General features: G+C 73.1%; 23 protein-coding genes. 9 read left to right on the top strand and 14 right to left on the bottom strand.

What is annotated here, in order from left to right:
* Positions 1-32 precede the first annotated feature (32 nt).
* Complete coding sequence (locus tag ACZ58N_RS34080; protein WP_471168004.1) at positions 33-704, bottom strand: DUF4097 family beta strand repeat-containing protein; 672 nt, start codon at positions 702-704, stop codon at positions 33-35.
* Positions 705-1,055: 351 nt separating this feature from the next.
* Between ACZ58N_RS34080 and ACZ58N_RS34075 the strand changes: the two genes are divergently transcribed.
* Positions 1,056-1,505: a PRC-barrel domain-containing protein gene (locus ACZ58N_RS34075; RefSeq protein ID WP_471168002.1), complete on the top strand. Its 450-nt coding sequence runs from the start codon at positions 1,056-1,058 to the stop codon at positions 1,503-1,505.
* A 159-nt stretch (positions 1,506-1,664) separates the two neighbouring features.
* Here the strand turns inward: ACZ58N_RS34075 and ACZ58N_RS34070 are convergent, their stop codons facing one another.
* From ACZ58N_RS34070 to ACZ58N_RS34060, 3 genes are all read right to left on the bottom strand, one after another.
* Complete coding sequence (locus ACZ58N_RS34070; protein ID WP_471167999.1) at positions 1,665-2,180, bottom strand: SRPBCC family protein; 516 nt, start codon at positions 2,178-2,180, stop codon at positions 1,665-1,667.
* Between the two features lie 96 nt (positions 2,181-2,276).
* Positions 2,277-2,660: a VOC family protein gene (locus tag ACZ58N_RS34065; RefSeq protein WP_471167996.1), complete on the bottom strand. Its 384-nt coding sequence runs from the start codon at positions 2,658-2,660 to the stop codon at positions 2,277-2,279.
* Between the two features lie 45 nt (positions 2,661-2,705).
* The gene (locus ACZ58N_RS34060) at positions 2,706-3,359 is read right to left on the bottom strand and encodes a GAP family protein (RefSeq protein ID WP_471167994.1); all 654 of its coding nucleotides are present in this window, start codon (positions 3,357-3,359) and stop codon (positions 2,706-2,708) included.
* A 159-nt stretch (positions 3,360-3,518) separates the two neighbouring features.
* Between ACZ58N_RS34060 and ACZ58N_RS34055 the strand changes: the two genes are divergently transcribed.
* The 3 genes from ACZ58N_RS34055 (at position 3,519) to ppk2 (ending at position 5,488) form a co-directional block, all read left to right on the top strand.
* Positions 3,519-3,680, top strand: a complete 162-nt coding sequence (locus ACZ58N_RS34055) for a hydrophobic protein (protein WP_389705459.1) — start codon at positions 3,519-3,521, stop codon at positions 3,678-3,680.
* Between the two features lie 258 nt (positions 3,681-3,938).
* On the top strand, positions 3,939-4,292 hold the full coding sequence (locus tag ACZ58N_RS34050) for a PRC-barrel domain-containing protein (protein ID WP_471167991.1): 354 nt from the start codon (positions 3,939-3,941) through the stop codon (positions 4,290-4,292).
* 197 nt (positions 4,293-4,489) lie between these two features.
* Positions 4,490-5,488 carry a polyphosphate kinase 2 gene (ppk2, locus tag ACZ58N_RS34045; protein WP_471167988.1) on the top strand — a complete coding sequence of 333 codons (999 nt, stop codon included), beginning with the start codon at positions 4,490-4,492 and terminating at the stop codon, positions 5,486-5,488.
* Here ppk2 and ACZ58N_RS34040 read toward each other — a convergent pair.
* A complete protein-coding gene (locus ACZ58N_RS34040; RefSeq protein ID WP_471167985.1) occupies positions 5,466-6,038 on the bottom strand; it encodes a TetR/AcrR family transcriptional regulator in 573 nt (190 codons plus the stop codon). The two genes, ppk2 and ACZ58N_RS34040, sit on opposite strands and share 23 nt — an antisense overlap.
* A gap of 141 nt (positions 6,039-6,179) precedes the next feature.
* Here ACZ58N_RS34040 and ACZ58N_RS34035 point away from each other — a divergent pair, with 141 nt between their 5' ends.
* Positions 6,180-6,971 carry an SDR family NAD(P)-dependent oxidoreductase gene (locus ACZ58N_RS34035; protein WP_471167982.1) on the top strand — a complete coding sequence of 264 codons (792 nt, stop codon included), beginning with the start codon at positions 6,180-6,182 and terminating at the stop codon, positions 6,969-6,971.
* Positions 6,972-7,141: 170 nt separating this feature from the next.
* Here ACZ58N_RS34035 and ACZ58N_RS34030 read toward each other — a convergent pair whose 3' ends face one another.
* Genes ACZ58N_RS34030 through ACZ58N_RS34020 form a run of 3 tightly spaced genes read right to left on the bottom strand, consistent with a single transcriptional unit; the run spans position 7,142 to position 9,151 of the window.
* The gene (locus ACZ58N_RS34030) at positions 7,142-8,014 is read right to left on the bottom strand and encodes a haloalkane dehalogenase (RefSeq protein ID WP_471167980.1); all 873 of its coding nucleotides are present in this window, start codon (positions 8,012-8,014) and stop codon (positions 7,142-7,144) included.
* A 7-nt stretch (positions 8,015-8,021) separates the two neighbouring features.
* Positions 8,022-8,462 carry a pyridoxamine 5'-phosphate oxidase family protein gene (locus ACZ58N_RS34025; RefSeq protein ID WP_471167977.1) on the bottom strand — a complete coding sequence of 147 codons (441 nt, stop codon included), beginning with the start codon at positions 8,460-8,462 and terminating at the stop codon, positions 8,022-8,024.
* Entirely contained in the window at positions 8,459-9,151 is a 693-nt protein-coding gene (locus tag ACZ58N_RS34020) for an NAD(P)-dependent oxidoreductase (protein ID WP_471167974.1), read from the bottom strand. Before ACZ58N_RS34020 ends, ACZ58N_RS34025 begins: the two co-directional genes overlap by 4 nt.
* Positions 9,152-9,226: 75 nt before the next feature.
* Between ACZ58N_RS34020 and ACZ58N_RS34015 the strand changes: the two genes are divergently transcribed.
* Complete coding sequence (locus tag ACZ58N_RS34015; protein WP_471167972.1) at positions 9,227-9,928, top strand: TetR/AcrR family transcriptional regulator; 702 nt, start codon at positions 9,227-9,229, stop codon at positions 9,926-9,928.
* Here ACZ58N_RS34015 and ACZ58N_RS34010 read toward each other — a convergent pair.
* From ACZ58N_RS34010 to ACZ58N_RS34000, 3 genes are all read right to left on the bottom strand, one after another.
* Positions 9,925-10,608: a hypothetical protein gene (locus tag ACZ58N_RS34010; protein ID WP_471167970.1), complete on the bottom strand. Its 684-nt coding sequence runs from the start codon at positions 10,606-10,608 to the stop codon at positions 9,925-9,927. The genes ACZ58N_RS34015 and ACZ58N_RS34010 overlap by 4 nt on opposite strands.
* On the bottom strand, positions 10,605-11,849 hold the full coding sequence (locus ACZ58N_RS34005; RefSeq protein WP_471167967.1) for a 2-isopropylmalate synthase: 1,245 nt from the start codon (positions 11,847-11,849) through the stop codon (positions 10,605-10,607). The genes ACZ58N_RS34010 and ACZ58N_RS34005 overlap by 4 nt, the downstream gene beginning before the upstream one ends.
* Before the next feature lie 259 nt (positions 11,850-12,108).
* Entirely contained in the window at positions 12,109-12,297 is a 189-nt protein-coding gene (locus ACZ58N_RS34000; RefSeq protein WP_471167964.1) for a DUF6381 family protein, read from the bottom strand.
* Positions 12,298-12,922: 625 nt separating this feature from the next.
* On the opposite strand from ACZ58N_RS34000, the gene ACZ58N_RS33995 reads away from it, so the two are divergent.
* Positions 12,923-13,525 carry a TIGR03086 family metal-binding protein gene (locus ACZ58N_RS33995; RefSeq protein WP_471167961.1) on the top strand — a complete coding sequence of 201 codons (603 nt, stop codon included), beginning with the start codon at positions 12,923-12,925 and terminating at the stop codon, positions 13,523-13,525.
* Positions 13,526-13,553: 28 nt separating this feature from the next.
* Positions 13,554-13,832, top strand: a complete 279-nt coding sequence (locus tag ACZ58N_RS33990; RefSeq protein ID WP_471167958.1) for a DUF3253 domain-containing protein — start codon at positions 13,554-13,556, stop codon at positions 13,830-13,832.
* Between the two features lie 73 nt (positions 13,833-13,905).
* On the opposite strand, the gene ACZ58N_RS33985 is transcribed toward ACZ58N_RS33990, so the two are convergent.
* Entirely contained in the window at positions 13,906-14,451 is a 546-nt protein-coding gene (locus tag ACZ58N_RS33985) for a MarR family winged helix-turn-helix transcriptional regulator (RefSeq protein ID WP_471167955.1), read from the bottom strand.
* Between the two features lie 42 nt (positions 14,452-14,493).
* On the opposite strand from ACZ58N_RS33985, the gene ACZ58N_RS33980 reads away from it, so the two are divergent.
* Positions 14,494-14,943: a carboxymuconolactone decarboxylase family protein gene (locus ACZ58N_RS33980; protein ID WP_471167953.1), complete on the top strand. Its 450-nt coding sequence runs from the start codon at positions 14,494-14,496 to the stop codon at positions 14,941-14,943.
* 177 nt (positions 14,944-15,120) lie between these two features.
* On the opposite strand, the gene ACZ58N_RS33975 is transcribed toward ACZ58N_RS33980, so the two are convergent.
* Together ACZ58N_RS33975 and ACZ58N_RS33970 are read right to left on the bottom strand one after the other, a co-directional pair.
* Positions 15,121-15,765: a PASTA domain-containing protein gene (locus ACZ58N_RS33975; RefSeq protein ID WP_471167950.1), complete on the bottom strand. Its 645-nt coding sequence runs from the start codon at positions 15,763-15,765 to the stop codon at positions 15,121-15,123.
* A 190-nt stretch (positions 15,766-15,955) separates the two neighbouring features.
* Positions 15,956-18,055, bottom strand: coding sequence for a xanthine dehydrogenase family protein molybdopterin-binding subunit (locus ACZ58N_RS33970; RefSeq protein ID WP_471167947.1), 2,100 nt, complete (start codon positions 18,053-18,055; stop codon positions 15,956-15,958).
* Positions 18,056-18,126 lie beyond the last annotated feature (71 nt).

The following is an 18,126-nucleotide window of genomic DNA, read 5'->3' as shown; positions in this document are numbered from 1 at the left end:
TACGGGATACGGGGCGCGGGCGCGGGGCTCCGTCAGTGGCTGCGGGCCGTGATGTCGCCGTAGGAGGTGGTGGCGTGGATGGTGAGGCCGGCGGTGGGGCCGTCGACGTTGCGGAGGCTGTTGTGGACGCGGCCGTGGAGGGTGCCGGCGTCGAGGGTGGCGGAAGTGCCGCGGGCGGTCCCGATGGTGATGTCGCCTTGCTCGGTGCGCAGGGTGACGGTGCCGTGGGTGGCCTCGGTGATGTGGAGGTCGCCCTGCCGGGTGTTGATGTCGGCGGGTCCGCCGAGGCGGCCGATGGTGACGTCGCCGGCCTGGAGGGTGAGCCGGGCGGCGTTGGTCTCGTCGAGCTTGACGCCGGCCCGCGCGGCTTCGAGGGTGACGTCGCCGAGGCGTCCGACGCCGCGGAACTCCGCGTCGGCGACGGTGGCCTCGACGCGGGAGCCGGCCGGGAGTTGGACGGTGACCTCGACGGCTCCGGGATTGCCGAGGACGCGGTTCCGGGCGGGGGCGGCGGCGATCCGCAGGACGCCGTCGCGGTAGTCGACGGTGGTCTGCTCGGCGGCCTTCGTGTCGCGTGCCTTGGCGGGGTCGGCGGGCAGCACCTCGACGGTGGTGTCGGGGCGGTCGGCGGCGATGAGTCGGACGCGTCCGGCGGGGATGTCGAGGACGGCTGCGACGGGGGCGGGGGTCTCGAACTTCTGCACGGTGATCTCCTGGGATTCGTTGTTTCCGATGAGGGAAACACTAAGTTGCGTTCATGAAATGAGCAACAAACTCGTTGCATCGACCCACTGTTTTGCCTGTTCAGAAGGGTAATTTCGTTGCAACATCTCACCGACTAACGCAACGAATCGAATCCCGATCGTTGCAATGGATCGGAGGTGAATGCATTTCTGGTGACCTCGTCGTCCCCTCCGGGGCGCAGGCTCCTCCGCCCACCTCGCACCGGGCCCCACCGTCCCGGTCGGACCGCGTGCGACGGTTCCACCGCTTCCGGGCGCCCTGCGCGGGTAGCCGACGGACGACAGCACACGGCAGTCGGAGGAGGAGTAGCAGTGATCACTCAGGACCAGCTCGCGGGCATGGCCGGATGCGCGGCGCACACGGACCAGGGGCAGCGCCTGGGACAGGTGGAACACGTCCTGGTGGACGACACCACCGGCAGGCCCGAATGGGCGAGGGTCGTCGACCGGGCTTCCGGGCTGGGCGGTGTGTTCGTCCCGCTGCGGAAGGCGGAGTGGAAGGACGGGTGCCTGGTGGTGCCCTATCCGGTGACGTTGATCGAGCAGGCTCCCTGCGCGGCACTCGACTGCGGCAGCGTGCTGTCCGTGTCGGAGGAGGAGCGGCTGTACGGACACTACGGGCTGCGCGCCGCACGCGACGAGGTCAACGCCGAGGGCGCAGCCGGGTGGGCGGTGATGGACCGGGCGCAGGTCATGCGCGAGGGCACCACCGGCCAGGAGCACGCCGTGTCCCGCCTGCGGCCGGTACGGCCGGGGCGATGAGTCGGTCGTCCGCCGCCCGGACGGGCGGGGCCGACGGCAGTGCGGCGACGGACCCCGGGGGCGCGGCGGCGTACGACGGGAGGCGCGGGCGGGCTCCCCGCGGGGAGCCCCGTGTCCCGACCCGGCGCCGGGGACTCACGGCGCCGGGTCGCGGCGGCGTCACCCTTCGGTGGCGGCCGGTTGATCCAGGGCGCGCTTGAGGTTGCGCAGGGTGGTGCGGATGTTCCGCCGCTGGAAGTCGGCGAAGGTGTGCCCCCGCGTGGCGATCCGGTCGAAGGCGTGGGCCACGAAGTCGGGCCACGAGCGGCGGTCGTCGGTCCACGTCTCGGTGACCCGGGTACCCTCCGGGACGGGCTCGAACCGGTACTCCCAAGTGGCGATGGGGCCGCGTACCCGCGGCTGCCGGACACCGATCGCGTGCACCCGGAACCGGAACAGACGGCCCTCCTCGACCGCCGTCACGGTGCACCGGGTGGTCCACCGGAAGGCGCCGCGCTTGTTGCGACCGTCGAACACCATGCCCACGCGCGCCTGTGCGGCGCCCCCGTGAACGGTCGCACCGAGGTTCTCGGGGCTCCAGTCGCCCATGCGGGCGGGGTCGGAGACCCTCCGGTAGACATCGGCGGGCTGGGCAAGGACGACGATGCTGTCGGACACCGTGAACGTACGAGGCATGGGACTCCCCTCTCGGCTGCCGACGCTACCCCCGGACGCCCCACCTGGCTACCCCGCGGTAACTTCGCTGGGGCGGGTCGGGCCGGCGCGCACGGGTCAGAGGTCCGCGGCGGCCTTCTCGGACGCGCTGCGCAGCACGCAGAACTCGTTGCCCTCGGGATCCGCGAGGACCGCCCAGCCCGAACCGTCGGGATCGCGGTGATCGCCGACGAGGGTGGCCCCGAGGCCCATCAACCGTTCCACCTCCAGGTCGCGGGAGGTCTCGGGGCGCAGGCACAGGTGGATCCGGTTCTTGACCGTCTTGGCCTCCGGCACCCGGTTGAAGTACAGCACCGGGCCCTGCGCCGGAGTCAGCTGGGTCTCCCGGGCGCCCGGTTCGTCCGTCGGATCCGGCGGACAGCCCGTCACACCGCTCCAGAACCGCGCCAGCCCGTAGGGGTCCGCACAGTCGATCGCCACGTTCTGAATCACTGAAAACATGCGCGCGAGTCTTGCCGATCCGGCACCGGACGCCAACGCCGTCCGTCAGATCCCGGCGGCGCCCTCCACGATGAGGAGCACGCCGATCACGGCCATCACCACCGCCGTCACCGCGGCGTTGTGGGTCTCCAACCACGTCCTCGCCCGCCCCAACGGGGCGAGGACCCGCTCGCCGAGGACGACGTGCGACAGCAGGGGGAGCGCGACGGTCGCGACGGCGATCGCGGTGAACACCGCGACGGCGGTGGCGGCGCGGGCGGTGCCCAGCTCGGCCGCGCCGATGGTCAACCCGGCAGCGACGGCCAGCAGCAGGGACTTGGGGTTGGCGGTCGAGAGCAGCAGGCCCAACCGCAGTCCCTTGGCCGGAGTCGCGGCGGTGAGGGCCCGCATCCACGCCGGGGTGTCCTTGCCCGCGCCGGAGCGCCACTGCCGGACGGCCAACAGGACGAGCGCCGCGCCGAGAACGGCCTTGGTCCAGGACGCCCAGGTGGGCGTCTGCTCCTGGCGTTCCACGACCGAGGCGAGGGCCGTGCTCGCGACCGTCACCGCGAGGATCCCCGCCGTCCAGCCGGTGAGGAAGGCGCCGGCCGCCGCCCGCGGCCGTGGCGCGAAGAGCAGCAGGATCGCGGGCAGGACGGGGAAGGGGGAAAGGGCGATGCCCAGCGCGAGCGGTGTCACCTCGGCGAGTACGACGCCCATGGGGCGACCACCTTCCTACCGGAACCGGCTGCGCAATCTACCGCTCGGGCCCAGCACCCGCGGGCCTCCCGCGCCGATGGGAAGGCGACGGGAAACAGGAAAGGCTCGCATGCATGATCGGGGAGGGCGGGGGCATTCGAAGCCTCGGAGGTAATAACCATGATTCCCCTGCTTCTTGTTCTTCTGCTCGCCCTGATCCTCTTCGGTGCCGGTTTCGCGGTGAAGATCCTCTGGTGGGTCGCCATCGCCGTTCTCGTGCTGTGGCTGGTCGGCTTCGTCGCCCGTCCCAAGGGCGGTAGCGGTCGGTGGTACCGCTGGTAGACACGCCGCTGTTCTGCGGCGATGCGCTGTGGGGCCCGCCCCGGTCGAGGGGGCGGGCCCCACGTGCATGTGCGGCTGCTCCCGCCGGCTCCGGCCGTCTCCGCCGGCGCCCGGTCGGCCTGTGGCCCCGGAAACTTCCATCGGATTCCCGGGTGTGAAGTGAATTCGCCGGGGCAGGCGACTTTTCGTGAGGTTGCCCGCCCCTCCCGAATTTCGGGGGACGGGCGCTGTTTCTCAGCTTATTGGAGGGGATTTCGTATGACCGAGAACGTATGGGGTTACCGCGAAACGTCCGGCCGCCTGAACGATGTCGACCTGACGGGCTACAAGGTGGAGGCCGCCGACGGTTCCATCGGCAAGGTCGACAAGCACTCGGACGAGGTCGGCTCCGCCTACATCGTGGTCGACACCGGCCCGTGGATCTTCGGCAAGGAAGTCCTCCTCCCGGCCGGCACGGTGACCCGCATCGATCCGGGCGAGGAGAAGATCTACGTCGACCGCACGAAGGAGCAGATCAAGAACGCTCCCGAGTTCGAGAAGGACAAGCACCTCGGCGACGCGGACTACCACCGGCAGGTCGGTGGCTACTACGGCGGCCCCCGCGGCATCTGAGCGCGTTCGCGCCGGACGCGGAGGGCGGCAGCAGCAGTCCCCGCAGGGCGGGGCGGCAACCACACGGTTGCCGCCCCGCCCTCCGCGTTTCCCGCCCCGCCGTCCCCGCCGTCCGCGCCGTTCGACGCTTCGACGCTCCCACGTTTCTCGCCCCGTCCACCGCGCTTCCTCCCGGCATCGTCGGGTAGGCGCGCGGCGTGGAAGAAGAAGCGGTGGAACCGGGCGAGAACCTGCTGGCGGGGTTGAGCGTCGACGCGAGCAGGCCGGAGCAACCCGTCCTCCTGGACGCCGGAGGGGCGCCCATCCGGACGTGGCAGGAGAACTACCCGTACGGGCGGAAGGTGCGGCGCGCCGACTACGAGCGGGACAAGCGGATCCTGCAGATCGAACTGCTGAAGCTGCAACGCTGGGTGCGGGAGACGGGCGCCCGCGTGCTGGTGCTCTGCGAGGGAAGGGACGCCGCGGGCAAGGGCGGCACCATCCAACGCTTCACCGAACGCCTCAACCCCCGCGGGGCCCGCATCGTCGCCCTGGACAAGCCGACCGAACGGGAAGCCGGCCAGTGGTACTTCCAACGCTACGTGGCGCACCTGCCGGGCCCGGGGGAGATCGTCTTCTTCGACCGGTCCTGGTACAACCGCGCAGGCGTCGAGAAGGTGATGGGGTTCTGCACACAGGACGAGTACGACCTCTTCCTACGACAGTGCCCGACCTTCGAAACGATGCTGGTCGACGACGGGATCCTGCTCGTCAAGTTCTGGTTCTCGGTCTCCAGGGCCGAACAGCGCACCCGGTTCGCGATCCGGCAGGTGGACCCCGTCCGGCAGTGGAAACTCTCACCCACCGACCTGGCCTCCCTGGACCTGTGGGACGCCTACACGCGGGCCAAGGTCGAGATGTTCCGGGCCACCGACACCGAGGCCGCCCCCTGGGCCGTGGTCAAGAGCAACGACAAACGGCGCGGACGGCTGGAGGCGATGCGCAGCCTGCTGTGGCGCGTCGACTACGACAACAAGGACATGGATGCCATCGGCCGGCCCGACCCGCTGATCGTCGGGGCCGCCGACACGCTCCTCGAACAGGGTGAGGAACCCACCACGCTGTCCCCCACGCCGCTGACCGGCCTGCCCACCGGACCGGGCCAGCACCCGGATCCCGACCGGCCCGAGCGGTCTACGAGGCCTGCGTCGGGGTGAACCTCGTGAGGATCAGCAGGGCGTCCACGAGCTCCTCCGCGGGAGCCCCGGTGGCCAGGCGGCGCAGTTGCTGGCCGAAGACCAGGGCGACGGTCACGCCCGCCAGACGTTCGGGGTCCGGCACACCGAGGTGCGTCAGGATCCGGGTGGCCAACAGGTCGTAGGCGGCGAAGCACTCCGCCGCGGCGGCACGCAACCGCTCGTCGCGACCTGCCTGGACGTACAGCTCGAAGGGCGCGATGTGGCGGCTGTCGAAGACGTTGCCGCCCGCGACCCGGGCCACCACCTCGGCCGCCTGCCCGATGTCGAAACGCTCGTCGGAACACTCGTCGGCGAGCGCCGTGAAGTGCCGGGTCTCCTCGGCCACGAAGTGCAGCAGGCTCTCGCGCAACAGCTCGTGCTGGGTGGCGAAGTGGTAGGTGACCGAACCGAGCGAGACCCCGGCCTCCTTGGCGATCCGCCGGTTGCTGACGGCGGAGACGCCGTCCTGCCCGATGATCCGCAGTACGGCGTCGATGATGCTCTGGCGGGTCTCGGAAGCATGGGGCATGTCGACATACTGCCCCATCGGCCATCGCGATCACCCTTGTGAGGAAGCCGAGTTGGGGTGCCGGGCGGTGTGGACAGCCGGCGGGACGATCCCTACTGTTCGTTCGAACGAACAGTTGAGGGCGGCCGTACGGGAGTCATCATGGACATATCCGGATCGAACGTTCTGCTCACCGGGGCCACCGGTGGCCTCGGCGCCGACATGGCGGTGCGGCTCGCGGCGCGAGGAGCCCGCCTGACGCTCACCGGGCGTCGGGAGGAGGTCCTCAAGACCACCGCCGACGCCTGCGGCGCCCGTACCGTGGTCGCCGACCTGGCCGTCCGGTCCGACGTCGTCCGGCTCGCCGAAACCTGCGCCGCGACCGACGTCCTCGTCGCGAACGCCGCCCTGCCCGCCAGCGGCGACCTCCTCGACTACACCGAGGAACAACTCGACCGCGCCCTCGACGTCAACCTCCGTGCGCCCGTACTGCTCTCGCGACTGCTCGCGGAGCACATGGTGGCCCGCGGGCGGGGCCACATCGTCCTGGTCGGTTCCATCTCCGGCAAGGCGGCGACCCGGTCGACCTCCCTCTACAACGCCACGAAGTTCGGGCTGCGCGGCTTCGCCCTCGCCCTGCGCCAGGAACTCAGGGGCACCGGGGTCGGGGTGTCCATCGTCCAGCCCGGCTTCGTCCGCGAGGCCGGCATGTTCGCGGACACGGGCGCCACCCCGCCGAGCGGGATCAGGACGGTGACGCCCCGACAGGTCACCGACGGCGTCGTACGAGCCGTCCGCCGCGACCGCTGCGAGATCAACGTGGCCCCACTGGAACTGCGCCTGCTCAGCGCCATCGCCGGGCAGTTCCCCGGATTCGCCGAGCGCGTCCAGGCCCGAACGGACATCGACGGCTCCGTGCACCGCATGGTCGAGGCCCAACGCTCGTACCGCTGACCCGTCTCCACCCCGCGCGGGGCGTGCGAGGCCGTCCGGACCCTGCTGACGGCCACCGAGGGGTAGGGCATCCCCTTCCGGTCCCGCCACGAGCGGCGACGAGGAACCCGGGCGGCGTGCCCCTGCCGCCGCCCGGCCACCCACCAGCCGGCCGCCGGCCACGCCGCCGCCTACCGGCGCGTCAGGCCGTGCCGGGTGGCCCAGCCGTCGATCGCCGCGGCCAGCTCCTCCGGGCGGTCCTCCGGCGAGTGGTGGCCGGCCACGCCGTGCCGGGACACCTCCAACCCCGCGATGTTCTCCTCGCACCACGCCACCGTCCCCGCGTCCGTCATGGCGCCCGGACCCGGCTCGAACGCGGCCAGCAGCTTGGGCACGTGGGGGCTGTTCGCCAGCCACGCGTCGTAGCGCTCGACGCGGGCGACGACGTCGGCGGGCTCGCCGTCCAACGGCATCATGCGCGCCCACGCCAGTACCGGACGACGACTGCGCGGGGTCGGGAAGGGACGGCGGTACACATCGAGGTCGACGGGATCGAGCGCGGTGGCGAGCGTGTCCGGGAGCCCCTCGACGAACAGCGAGTTCTCCAGGACCATCTCCTCGCCGACCCCGGGCGTCCGCAACAGGGTGAACAACTCCCGGCCCGCGGGCGGGAACTCGTCACCCACCAACGGTTTGACGATCGTCTCGGTGAAGGCGAGGCCGCGCACCGTGCCCGGCAGTCGGGCGGCCCGGTCGAAGGCGAGCGCACCGCCCCAGTCGTGCCCGACGAGGACGGCCTCGGTGAGGCCGAGGGCGTCGAACCAGGCATCGAGGTGGCGGGCGTGGTCGTCGAACGAGTGGGCGAGGTCGGGCTTGCCCGAGTCACCCATGCCGATGAGGTCGGGAGCCAACAGCCGACGGCCCGGCCGCGCCACTCCCGGCAGGACGTTGCGCCACAGGTGGGAGGAGGTGGGGTTGCCGTGGAGGAAGACGAACGGCAGCCCGTCGGGATCGCCGGACTCGCGGTGGTGGATGGTGGAACCGAGGACGCTGACGGTGGGCATCGCGGTGTCACTTCGCTCTCTGTACGGACGGTCGGGGGGCGGGGTTCAGGACGCGGTCCACGGCGATCTCGATGACGACCAGGTCCGGCGGTTCGGGCGGGGCCGCCCCGTAGCGGGCGGTGTAGCGGCGCACCGCCTCGGCCACGCGCACGGGGTCGTCGGTGACGGTGGCCCGGCCTTCGAGGGTGACCCAACGGAAGCCGTCCTCCCGACACAGCGACGCACGGGCCCCCGGACCACCCGCCGGCCCGCCCGCCGCCACGTTCCGGGCCTTGCGGGCACCCGCCCGGGTGGTCACCCGGACCAGACCTGCGGCCTCGTCGAAGGTGAAACGGACCGGGGTGAGGTGCGGGGTGCCGTCCGGGCGGAGGGTGGCGAGGCCGGCCGTACCGGGGTTGGCGAGGAACGCCCTTGTCGAGAAGGGGAGTTCGACGGTCGTGCGGCTCACTTCTTCCTCAGCCCTTCGTCCCGGACCAGCTTCGCGATGTTCGGCTTCACGGCCGTGGTGACGACACCCATCGCCATGCGGACGTACCGCCGCTCACCCAGCTCGCGCAGCATGGCGGCGGCAAGGTCGGAGCGAGCGGTGAAGACGCCGTCCGCGCTGCCCTCGGCCGTGCGGTAGTCCGTGACCACGGGGTGCTCGAAGAGGCCCGACGGCCGGACGAGGGTCCAGTCGAGTTCCGTCCCCCGGATCACGTCCTCCATGCGGCGCATGTCCGCGTGCAGCGTGCGGCCCAGGCGCCGGTTCACCAGCGGATCGAGCACGTGGTTGAAGAAGTGCGCGCCCGTGGGCCGCCAGTGCGGATCGGCGACGCTGGAACTGACGACGAGGAGCCGTTCGACGCGGTGGCGGACCATGGCCCCGGTGATCGCGGCGGCGCTCGCCGAATACGTGGTGATGGCCTGAGAGCTGAAGCGTGCGCCCAGCGCGGAGAGGACGGCGTCCGTCCCGCCGATCGCGGCGTCGACGGCCACCGGATCGGTGGCGTCGGCGACGGCCACGGAGAGCCCCGGGCGTTCGGTCAGGGAGCCCGGGCGGCGGGTCACGGCGACGACCTCGTGGCCGGCGGCGAGCGCCTGATCGGTGAGCCGGCGGCCGGTGGGCCCGTTGGCTCCGAAAACGGTGATGCGCATGGTGTCGGTTCGTCCTTCGTGAGGTGGTCGGAACGCCCTTGACTGTGCCCCTCACGAAACGCAGGCTCAACGCCGATGAATAATGCCGCGCCCGCCCCCGCCACCCCCGCCCGCCCCCGCACCCGGGGCCGCCCCCGCGGCAATCCGCCGACCCGCGAGTCCATCGTCCCGGTGGCCCGCGCGCTGTTCCTGGAGCACGGCTACCGAAGCACCACCCTGCGCGCCGTGGCCACGGCCGCCGGTGTGGATCCCGCCCTGATCGCCTACCACTTCGGCTCGAAGAAGGGCCTCTTCGCCGACGTGATGCAGTTTCAGTGCGCGACCGCGCTGACGGTGGACGACGTCCTCGACGGTGACCCGGCCACCCTCCCCGACCGACTGATCGACGCGGTCACGGACCTCTGGGAGGACGCCGACTTCCGGCGACTCACCGGGCAGGGGGACGAGGCCGCCGAAGCGATCCGCGAATACCTGGAACGCGAGCTACTGGCCCGCCTCGTTGAATTTCTCGGCGGCCGGGACGCGACCGCCCGCGCCACGGCCGTCGTCACGATCCTCGGCGGCCTCATCTACACCCGCTACGTCAACCCCCTCCCGACCCCCGCCGCCCTCACCCCCGCCGAGGCCCGCCGCGCCCTCACCCCGGCGCTGCGCGCGGCCCTGGCCCCCGGGCGGCGTACGACGGCATCCGGCGGAACGGCCCGGCGGGGCCCGGCGCCCGCCGGCGGGATCGCCGTCCGGCACCGATCCGGCCCCCGACCGGGCCGGCCGACCTAGCGCAAAGAGTCGAACACGGTCCGCAGGTGGTCCACGTACGCGCCGGCGTCGGCGTACGGCCGGTCCTGCGCACCGGACCGGTGTGCTTCCATGCGCCCGTCGGGGTGCAGGCGGATCGTGGTCGTCGCCGCGCGCGGCGGGGCGTCCGCGGCGTCCGGGGTCGCGCCGGGCAGGGCGGCCGCGTCGAGGACGGGAACGTCGCCCGGGAACACGGCCCGGGCCCGGGCCGCGGTGGCCGCCGGGGGGTGGCCCGTCCGGTTGGCGCTGCTGACGTACAGGACGGGGTGCGCGTCCAGAACGGACCGGAGGGGGCCCCAACGCGCCCCGAAGAGCAGCGTCCAGCCCTCGTGGCAGGCCGGGGCCAGCCAGGTCGGCGGCGCGTGGTCCGGGAGCAGCGGGACCAGCAACGTCACGCGTTCGTCGGTCAGTAGCGGACGGGCGGTACCGGCGGCCCGAGGGGACAGGTCCAGTGCGCGCAGGACGAGTTCGGTGGTCCGCGGGTGATGGGTCCACAGTGCGACCGGTTGCCCGTCGGGGCGCCCCTTGGCCCGGTTGACCGCGTACGGGGTGGTGGCGGCGACGACGTACGTCAGGGGCGCGGCGTTGGGCAGCACGACGGCCCCGCCCCGCGCGAGGTGGGCGCGCGCGGTGTCCGCGCCGTCGGCCGGGGGAGCGGTCACCGCGGGCTACGGGCCGGGGGGACGGCCAGAGCGGCGAGGTAGTCGGCGAAGGCGTCGTCGTCGACCACGGCGTGCCCCCTGTCGAAGGCCCGCGACTTCACCCACGTCGCCGCCGTACGCGCCTGGTCGGCGTCGAGGTGGTGTCCGAGCCGCTCCGCGACGGCACGGACCACACGGGCACTGGCCAGGTGCGTGAGGACCACCCGCGGCTCGATGCCGAGCAGTTCGCTCGGATCGTACGGCTCGAACAGGCGGGGATGGACGAACGGGGTGCCCGTGGAAATGGTGCCGACCCCGTCCCCGACGATCGGGGTGGTCACGCCGAGCGGCGCACCGGTCTCCGCGGCCACCATGCGGGCGATGTCCGGCAGCAGCGTCAGGTCGGGGGCGGTCCACCACGCGGCACGGTCGTCGCCGAGGAGGGCGCGGGTGCGGTCGGGCCGGTAGGCGAGCAGGAACAGCAGCTGCTCGGTGGCGACCATGCCGCTGCGTTCGGCGATGCCCAGCCAGGACGACGCGTGCACGCGGATCCCCGCGCGCAGCGCCTGGAGGGTGTTGGCCAGGGCGAGACCGAGGTCGTTGTGGAGGTGCGAGGCCAGGACCACGTCGTCACCCGCGCCGCGGCGCACGGCGGCGAACATGGCCGCTGCGTCCTCGGGCAACTGGTCGCCGACGGTGTCCGCCAGCACCACCACCCCGGCACCGGCCTCCGTCAGCCGCGCCGCGTGCTCGCCGGTCAGCCCGTGGTCGGCGCGGGACGCGTCGGCCAGGCACACGTCGACGGCCACGGTGTCGTCGGCGCCCAGGGCCTGCGCGACCAGCGCGGCGCCGCCGATCAAGGCCTGTTCGGCGCTGCCGTGGGTCATCACCCCCGCCATGGCCTCCGAGGCGGGCACGACCACCATGATCCGGGCGTGGGCGGTGCCCCGGACCGAGGCCAGGGCCTGCCGCACGTCGGCGGCGGTGCCCCGACACACCGCGGACACGCTCACGGCACCCTCGGCCTCCACCGCCACCCGACGGACCGCTTCGTACTCCTGCGGACACACGGCGGGGAAACCGGCGGCGAACACCACGTGCCGGGGTCCGTCCCCGCCGAAGATCCGGCCCTGGGCGCGGGCCAGACGCACCCGGAACTCCGGAGTCATCAGCGTCTTGGCCTGGGCCCCGTCGCGCGGGGATTCCTCCCACAGCACGACCCTCCCCGCCCGCGCGGACGCGCGCACCACATCGACCCCCACCGCCATACCCTCCGCTCACCCGCCCGGGACGGCCGAAGCCGGCCCGCCCCGAGAACGATCAACCGGGACGGGGCCCCTCCGCAGGCGGGGGGTAACGATTCACCCGTACGGGTTGCATCCCGCGACGGGCGCACGCGCGGGCGCGTGGGCGGGGCGTGCTGTGGGGTCGGTGCGGGGCGGCCCCGCATGCGTGGGCGGTGCCGCCGGAGCGAACGGTTCCCGAGGCGCGTCGGTCCCGGCGCGCATCGGTCCCGAGGCGCTACATCGGGTCCATGGTGCCGCTGCCCCTGCCGTTCACCTCTTCGCTCAACTGGCGGATGTGCAGGGCCTTCTCCGTCAGTCGTCGCTTCTCCGCCGGGTCTCCGGCGTGCTGGGCCGCCTGTTCGAGCTCCTCGGCCTTCTCGCGCATCTCCCGCGTCCGCTTGCTCGGCTGACTGTCGTTGTTCATGGCCAGTTCCTTCCCTCGGGGAGTGGGTGCGGACGCTTCCATCCAACCAGCGGAGCGGCATGCCGCCACCGCACGGACGCGGCGACCCACCGCGACTTCACCGTGCCGTACGCTGCCGGCCCGGCCCGGCCCGGACCGATGGGTGCGGTGCGGTGCGTTCCGCTCCGGTCACCGCCGCGCCTACCCCGCCGCGCCTACCCCACGAGGGGACCACCATGTGCGGAGGGCGGCCTGCCCGGGGACGCGGGCGGCCCGGCCCGCGTCGCCGGGCCAAGGGCCCTGACGAGGCGAGCCGTTGACGTCGGAGACCGGCCTCCTCGCCGCTCCGTTCGATGCCATGGGCTGCCCGAACGGCGATGCGATCCGCGCGGTGAGCAGCAGGGCCGATGGCAAGGCCGCCACGAGCTGCGGGGCATCGTCCTCGCCCGGTGCCCGGTGCCCGGTGCCCGGTGGGCCTGGACGGGGGATCGACGCCCTGACCAGGTCATCGGCCGAAAACGGCGCCGCGAACGCCCGCTCCCGGGAGCCCGTCGAACGCTCCCTGGAACTTCCGGTGCGTGTTGCGATGAGTTCGGGATCCGCCGCCGGTCTACCCTTCGGACCCATCGTGTGGGAGGAGCGGCAGATGACGGACATGACGACCCTCGACCTCGGCCCGCAGGCCCGGATCGTGGCGCGGCTCGTGGCGGGCGTACCCGAAGCCCGCCTCACCGCCCCGACGCCCTGTCCCGCGTACGCGGTCGGTGACCTGCTGGGTCATCTCGCGGGGCTCTGCGTCGCCTTCCGCGACGCCGCCCGCAAGGACTTCGGCCCCACCACGGACACCGACCCCGGGTCGGGCGTCCCCTCCCTGCCCGCAGGGTGGCGCGAGGAACTGCCCGAGGTCCTCGACGAGCTCGCCGAGGCCTGGCGGGAACCGGCCGCGCGGACCGGAATGACCCGCGCGGGCGGCGTGGACCTGCCGGGCGACATCGCGGCAGCGGTGGCCGCGGACGAACTCGTCCTGCACGGCTGGGACCTGGCCCGGGCCACCGGCCAGGAGTACGCGCCGGACGGGGCCGCGCTGTACGCCTCGTACGTGTTCCTGTCGGCCGCCGCGGAGGAGGGGGACCGCGGTGACGGGATCTTCGGCCCCGTCGTTCCCGTATCCGACGACGCCCCGCTGCTGGACCGGGCCCTCGGGCTGAGCGGGCGTGATCCGGGCTGGACACCGCCGACGTCCCCGTGACGCGGCCGACCGGCCGAGGACCTCAGAGGTGACGGACGACGAACGGCGGACGGGCCGGCGCCTGGAGCGAGCCATCCTGGAACTGCTGGAGCGCCGTGGCCCGACCTCCAGCATCTGCCCCTCCGACGCCGCGCGGGCGGCGTACGAGGGTGACGACGACGGCTGGCGCGCCCTCATGGAACCGGCCCGCCGCGCGGCCCGGCGCCTGGTCACCGCCGGCGAGGTGGAAATCACCCAGGGCGGCCACCCGGTCGACCCGGCGAAGGCCCGCGGCCCGATCCGCATCCGCATCCGCCGTCCCCACTGACCGTTGGGCGCCGGACCGATCGGTGACGCCACGGGTCGGGGCCGTCCCCTTCCCGGTCCCCTTCCGTTCGGCCTCAGGCCCCGCCGAGCCAGCTGGTGGCGTCGAGGCGGAACGCGGTTTCGGCCGGGACGACGGTCCGCAGGGCGGCCTCGATGTCCCGCACGCGCTCCGCGCCCAGCGCCCCGGCCCACTCGGCGCGGAGTTCGTCGAACACGGCGGCCGAGCGGCCGAGGGCGGCGCGACCGTGGGGGGTGAGGCGGACGAGTTTGCGGCGTGCGTCCCCGGGGTCGTCGGTGCGTTCCGCGTAGCCGAGGGCGAGCAACCGGTCGACGGTCTTCCCGGCGGCCTGTTTGGACACCCCGAGGCGCCGCCCGATGTCGCTCGCGGTCGCGCCGCGGTCGCCGATCGCCTGTAGGGCGAAACCGTACGCGGGGCGCAGACCGGGGTGCCCCTCCTCGGCGAGGCGGGCGTGCAGGCGGTCTATGAGGGTGCGGAAGCCACCGAGGAGGAGCAGGGGCAGCTCGAAGCCGGGGGTGTCGTCGAACTCCTCGAACGACGTGACCCCCTTGCCCGAATCGACAACCTGGTTTACGTTTCCTTCATCGACATCGTCAACCATGTTGTCGATCCTACCCGTCCGCACCCCTGCCCCGGAGCCGTCATGACCGCCGACCTGTCCACCCGTACCGACCCGTCCGCCCCTGCCGACCTGTCCACCCGTACCGCCGCCGCCGTCGCCCTGCTCCGCGAGTCCCCGCAGACCCTGGACGGATTCCTCAAGCTCAACGAGATCTTCGGGTCCACGACCCTCGACGCCCACTCACGCGAGACCGTGATCCTCACCGTCGCCTCGCGCAACCAGTGCCACATGTGCGTCGACATGCACGAGGCCCAACTCGCCGCCCTGGGCCCTGCTCCCGACCCCGAACGTCTCGAAGCGCTGCGCCGGTTCACCCTCCAGGTCCTCGCCTCCTCCGGCGCGGTGAGCGAGGAGGAGATGGCGGCCTTCCGGGCCCACGGCTACGACCGCCGCAACGCGCTGGAGGTCGTCCTCGGCATCGGGACGTACACCGTCTCGACCCTCGCCAACCGGCTCACCGGCGCCGCGTAGGAGGATCCGCGCCGGGCGTCACCGCGATGCCGCGGTCCTCCTGCTCCTGAGCCGGTGACCGCCGACGTCGACCGCCGCACCCGCCTCCGCGTCCCGCGCCGCGGCGGCCGGCGATCGGGTCGATGCCCGTCGCCCGTGAGAACCTGCCGTGCGCGGGAGCCGGTGGCCGGTGCCGCCTCAGGGGCAGGACTCGTCGGCCTTGACCACGGTGAAGGCGACCGGTTGTCCGGTCAGCGCGGTACCCGCGGCCGGGTTCTGGGTGCACACCTCCCAGTTGGACTCCTGGAGGACCATGCGGCCCTGGGACGAAGCGTCCTTGACGGTGATCGACGCGTTCGTCGGCAGCGCGGTGCGGGCGGCCTTCATGCCCTTGCCGACGAAGTCGGGCATGGTGTCGCCGGCCGGTTTCGGGGCGGGTGCGTCGGCGGCCGGACAGGTCTCCTCAAGCTTGACCGTGCCGAAGTCGATGGTGGTCGACGTGTCGACGTTCGCACCGGCGGCCGGGGTCTGGCTGCACACCTTCCAGTTGCGGTCGAGGGCCTGGAGCCGCTGTCGGCCGAGGCTGTCATGGGACTTCAGGAGGACGAAGCCGGCGGCCTGGGCCTCGTCCTGGGCCGTTTGGAGGCCCTTGCCGACGAAGTCGGGGAGCGTGGCGGTCCTGGCACCGCCGGTCGATGCCTCGGAAGGTGAGGTCCCGGCCGGTGAGGAGGCGGCGGGTGAGGAGGCGGGTGTGCCGGGCTTGCCGTCAGCGACCTGCGGGTTGCAGGCGGTGAGCGCGAGGAGACCGGTGGCCGCGAGCAGGGTGACGTGGTGTGTGCGCATCGCGCCATGATTGCGGCGGATGCCACGGTTCGTGGGGCGTGTCACCGTTCTGTGACGCAGGGACACAGCCGCGCGGTGAGCCGTCCGACGCGCCGGCCCACCGCCCCCACACCCTCGCCCCCCGCGCCCTCTACCCCCGCCCCGTACCCCCGCCCCCGCACTCGTGCCCCGGTGCGGCGCGCCCGTGCGCTCAGGTGTCGGCGCGCAGGGCGGCCAGCACGCGGTCCGGGGTCAGGGGCAGTTCGCGCAGCCGGCGCCCCGTCGCGTGGGCGAAGGCGTTGCCGATGGCGGCGGCCGTTCCGACGATGCCGATCTCGCCGATCCCCTTGCTGCCCATCGGGTTGAGGTGCTTGTCGTGTTCGTCGATCCAGTGCGCCTCGATGTCCGGCACGTCGGCGTGGGCGGGCACGTGGTAGGCGGCCAGGTCGCTCTCGACGAAGTCGCCGAACGCCGCGTCCACGGTGCTGTGTTCCGTGAGCGCCATCCCGATCCCCATGACCATCGCCCCCTTGAACTGTGAGCGCGCGGTCCGCGGGTTGAGGATGTGTCCGGCGGCGTAGACACCGAGCAGCCGTCGGACGCGTACCTCCCCGGTCACCGTGTCCACCCGCACCTCGGCGAAGTGCGCGCCGAAGGCGTGTCGGGCGTACGGGGACTTCTGCTTGGCCGATTGAGTGGTGTCGGCCGACGCGCACAGGCCCCCGGCCGGCAGCGGCCCCCGGTGGCGCTCCAGGCGTGCGGCCAGTGCGGTGCAGGCGTCGTGGACGGCCCATCCCCAGGAGCCCGTACCGGAGGAGCCGCCGGCGAGCGACGCGGCGGGCAGGCCCGTGTGTCCGATGGCGACGGAGACGCTGTCGACGGGAACCCGCAGGGCGTCGGCCGCCACCTGCGCGAGGACGGTACGGGCCCCGGTACCGATGTCCGTCGCGTTGATCTCGACGAGGTGGCCGCCGTCGGGCAGGGCGTGCGCGCGGGCGGTCGAAGGGGCGATCAGCACGGGGTAGGTGGCGGCGGCCACCCCGGTGCCGACGCGGTACGGTCCCTCGCGGAGCGGGGTGCGGCGGCCCGCCCAGCCGAACCGGTCGGCACCCTCGCGCAGGCACTCCACCAGGTGGCGGCTGCTGAACGGACGGCCGCTGTCGGGCTCGGTCCCGGGTTCGTTGCGCACCCGCAGCGCGATGGGGTCCATGCCGAGGGCGTCCGCCAGTTCGTCCATCGCCGATTCCAACGCGTACATGCCGGGGGCCTCCCCGGGCGCCCGCATCCACGACGGTGTCGGCACGTCCAGCGCGACGGCGCGGTGCGTGGTCCGCACGTCCGGCACGGCGTACATGACGCGGGCGGGCACGGCGGCCTGCTCGACGAACTCCCGGACGCGGGAGGTGTGCGTGGTGATCTCGTGGGTGAGGGCCGTGAGGGTCCCGTCGGCGTCGGCGCCCAACCGGATCCGGTGCAGCGTGGGCGCGCGGTGTCCCACCGTCGCGGGCAGGTGGGCGCGGGGGAGGGACAGTTTGACGGGCCGCTCGTAGTGGCGTGCGGCCATCGCGGCCAGGACCACGTGGGGGCGCGGGGTCCCCTTGGAGCCGAAGCCTCCGCCCACGTGCTCGGAGACGACGGTGACATCGTCCTCGGCGAGCCCGAACAGGGAGACCAGCGCGGCGCGGACGGCGCCCGCGCCCTGGCTGGAGTCGTGCACGGTCAGGTGGTGGCCTTCCGCGTCCCACACGGCGGTGGCGGCGTGCGGCTCCATGGGGTGGTTGTGCAGCGGCGCCACCGCGTAGGCGCAGTCGACCCGTACGGCCGCGGTGGACAGCGCCGAGTCCGGGTCGCCCTGTTCCCGGTGGGCGGGATGGCCGCCGTTGGCCTCCTGCGGGGTGTAGGCGTCGGGGTGGTCGGCGCTGAGGACGACGTCGTGCGGCTCGCTCGCGTAGTCGACCCGTACCTGCGAGGCGGCGGCCCGCGCGGCCTCGGGGCCGTCCGCGACGACGAGGGCCACGTACCAGCCGCGATGGGGGACCCGGGTGTCCTGCAGCAGTTGCAGCGTGGGGTCGTCGGAGGGGCCCAGGCGCGGTGCGTCGAACGGCGTCAGCACACCGATGACGCCGGGCAGCGCGGCGGCGGCCGCGGCGTCGACGGCGGTGACGCGCCCGCGGGCGACCGTCGCCGCGACCGGCCAGGCGTAGGCGCAGTCGGGCGGGGTGTGCTCGGCGGCGTAGCGGGCGGCGCCGGTGACCTTCTCCCGTCCCTCCCGCCGGGGCGTAGGGCTGCCGAGGGCGTTGGTGGAGCGCATGACGGCTCCCTCTCTGATCGGTGCGGACCCGGCCGCCGCGTCGGCCGGGCGGGGACGCGGCGGGCGATCGG

It is taken from the genome of Streptomyces sp. NPDC040432 (assembly GCF_055595445.1).
This window is presented reverse-complemented; position numbering and strand designations above follow the sequence as displayed.

Bases quoted from the DNA above. Each gene is read 5' to 3' on its own strand.
- ACZ58N_RS34070 (WP_471167999.1), bottom strand. From the start codon at position 2,180: ATGCCTCGTACGTTCACGGTGTCCGACAGCATCGTCGTCCTTGCCCAG.
- ACZ58N_RS34065 (WP_471167996.1), bottom strand. From the start codon at position 2,660: ATGTTTTCAGTGATTCAGAACGTGGCGATCGACTGTGCGGACCCCTAC.
- ACZ58N_RS34060 (WP_471167994.1), bottom strand. From the start codon at position 3,359: ATGGGCGTCGTACTCGCCGAGGTGACACCGCTCGCGCTGGGCATCGCC.
- ACZ58N_RS34055 (WP_389705459.1), top strand. From the start codon at position 3,519: ATGATTCCCCTGCTTCTTGTTCTTCTGCTCGCCCTGATCCTCTTCGGT.
- ACZ58N_RS34050 (WP_471167991.1), top strand. From the start codon at position 3,939: ATGACCGAGAACGTATGGGGTTACCGCGAAACGTCCGGCCGCCTGAAC.
- ACZ58N_RS34040 (WP_471167985.1), bottom strand. From the start codon at position 6,038: ATGCCCCATGCTTCCGAGACCCGCCAGAGCATCATCGACGCCGTACTG.
- ACZ58N_RS34035 (WP_471167982.1), top strand. From the start codon at position 6,180: ATGGACATATCCGGATCGAACGTTCTGCTCACCGGGGCCACCGGTGGC.
- ACZ58N_RS34030 (WP_471167980.1), bottom strand. From the start codon at position 8,014: ATGCCCACCGTCAGCGTCCTCGGTTCCACCATCCACCACCGCGAGTCC.
- ACZ58N_RS34020 (WP_471167974.1), bottom strand. From the start codon at position 9,151: ATGCGCATCACCGTTTTCGGAGCCAACGGGCCCACCGGCCGCCGGCTC.
- ACZ58N_RS34015 (WP_471167972.1), top strand. From the start codon at position 9,227: ATGAATAATGCCGCGCCCGCCCCCGCCACCCCCGCCCGCCCCCGCACC.
- ACZ58N_RS34000 (WP_471167964.1), bottom strand. From the start codon at position 12,297: ATGAACAACGACAGTCAGCCGAGCAAGCGGACGCGGGAGATGCGCGAG.
- ACZ58N_RS33995 (WP_471167961.1), top strand. From the start codon at position 12,923: ATGACGGACATGACGACCCTCGACCTCGGCCCGCAGGCCCGGATCGTG.
- ACZ58N_RS33985 (WP_471167955.1), bottom strand. From the start codon at position 14,451: ATGGTTGACGATGTCGATGAAGGAAACGTAAACCAGGTTGTCGATTCG.
- ACZ58N_RS33980 (WP_471167953.1), top strand. From the start codon at position 14,494: ATGACCGCCGACCTGTCCACCCGTACCGACCCGTCCGCCCCTGCCGAC.
- ACZ58N_RS33975 (WP_471167950.1), bottom strand. From the start codon at position 15,765: ATGCGCACACACCACGTCACCCTGCTCGCGGCCACCGGTCTCCTCGCG.
- ACZ58N_RS33970 (WP_471167947.1), bottom strand. From the start codon at position 18,055: ATGCGCTCCACCAACGCCCTCGGCAGCCCTACGCCCCGGCGGGAGGGA.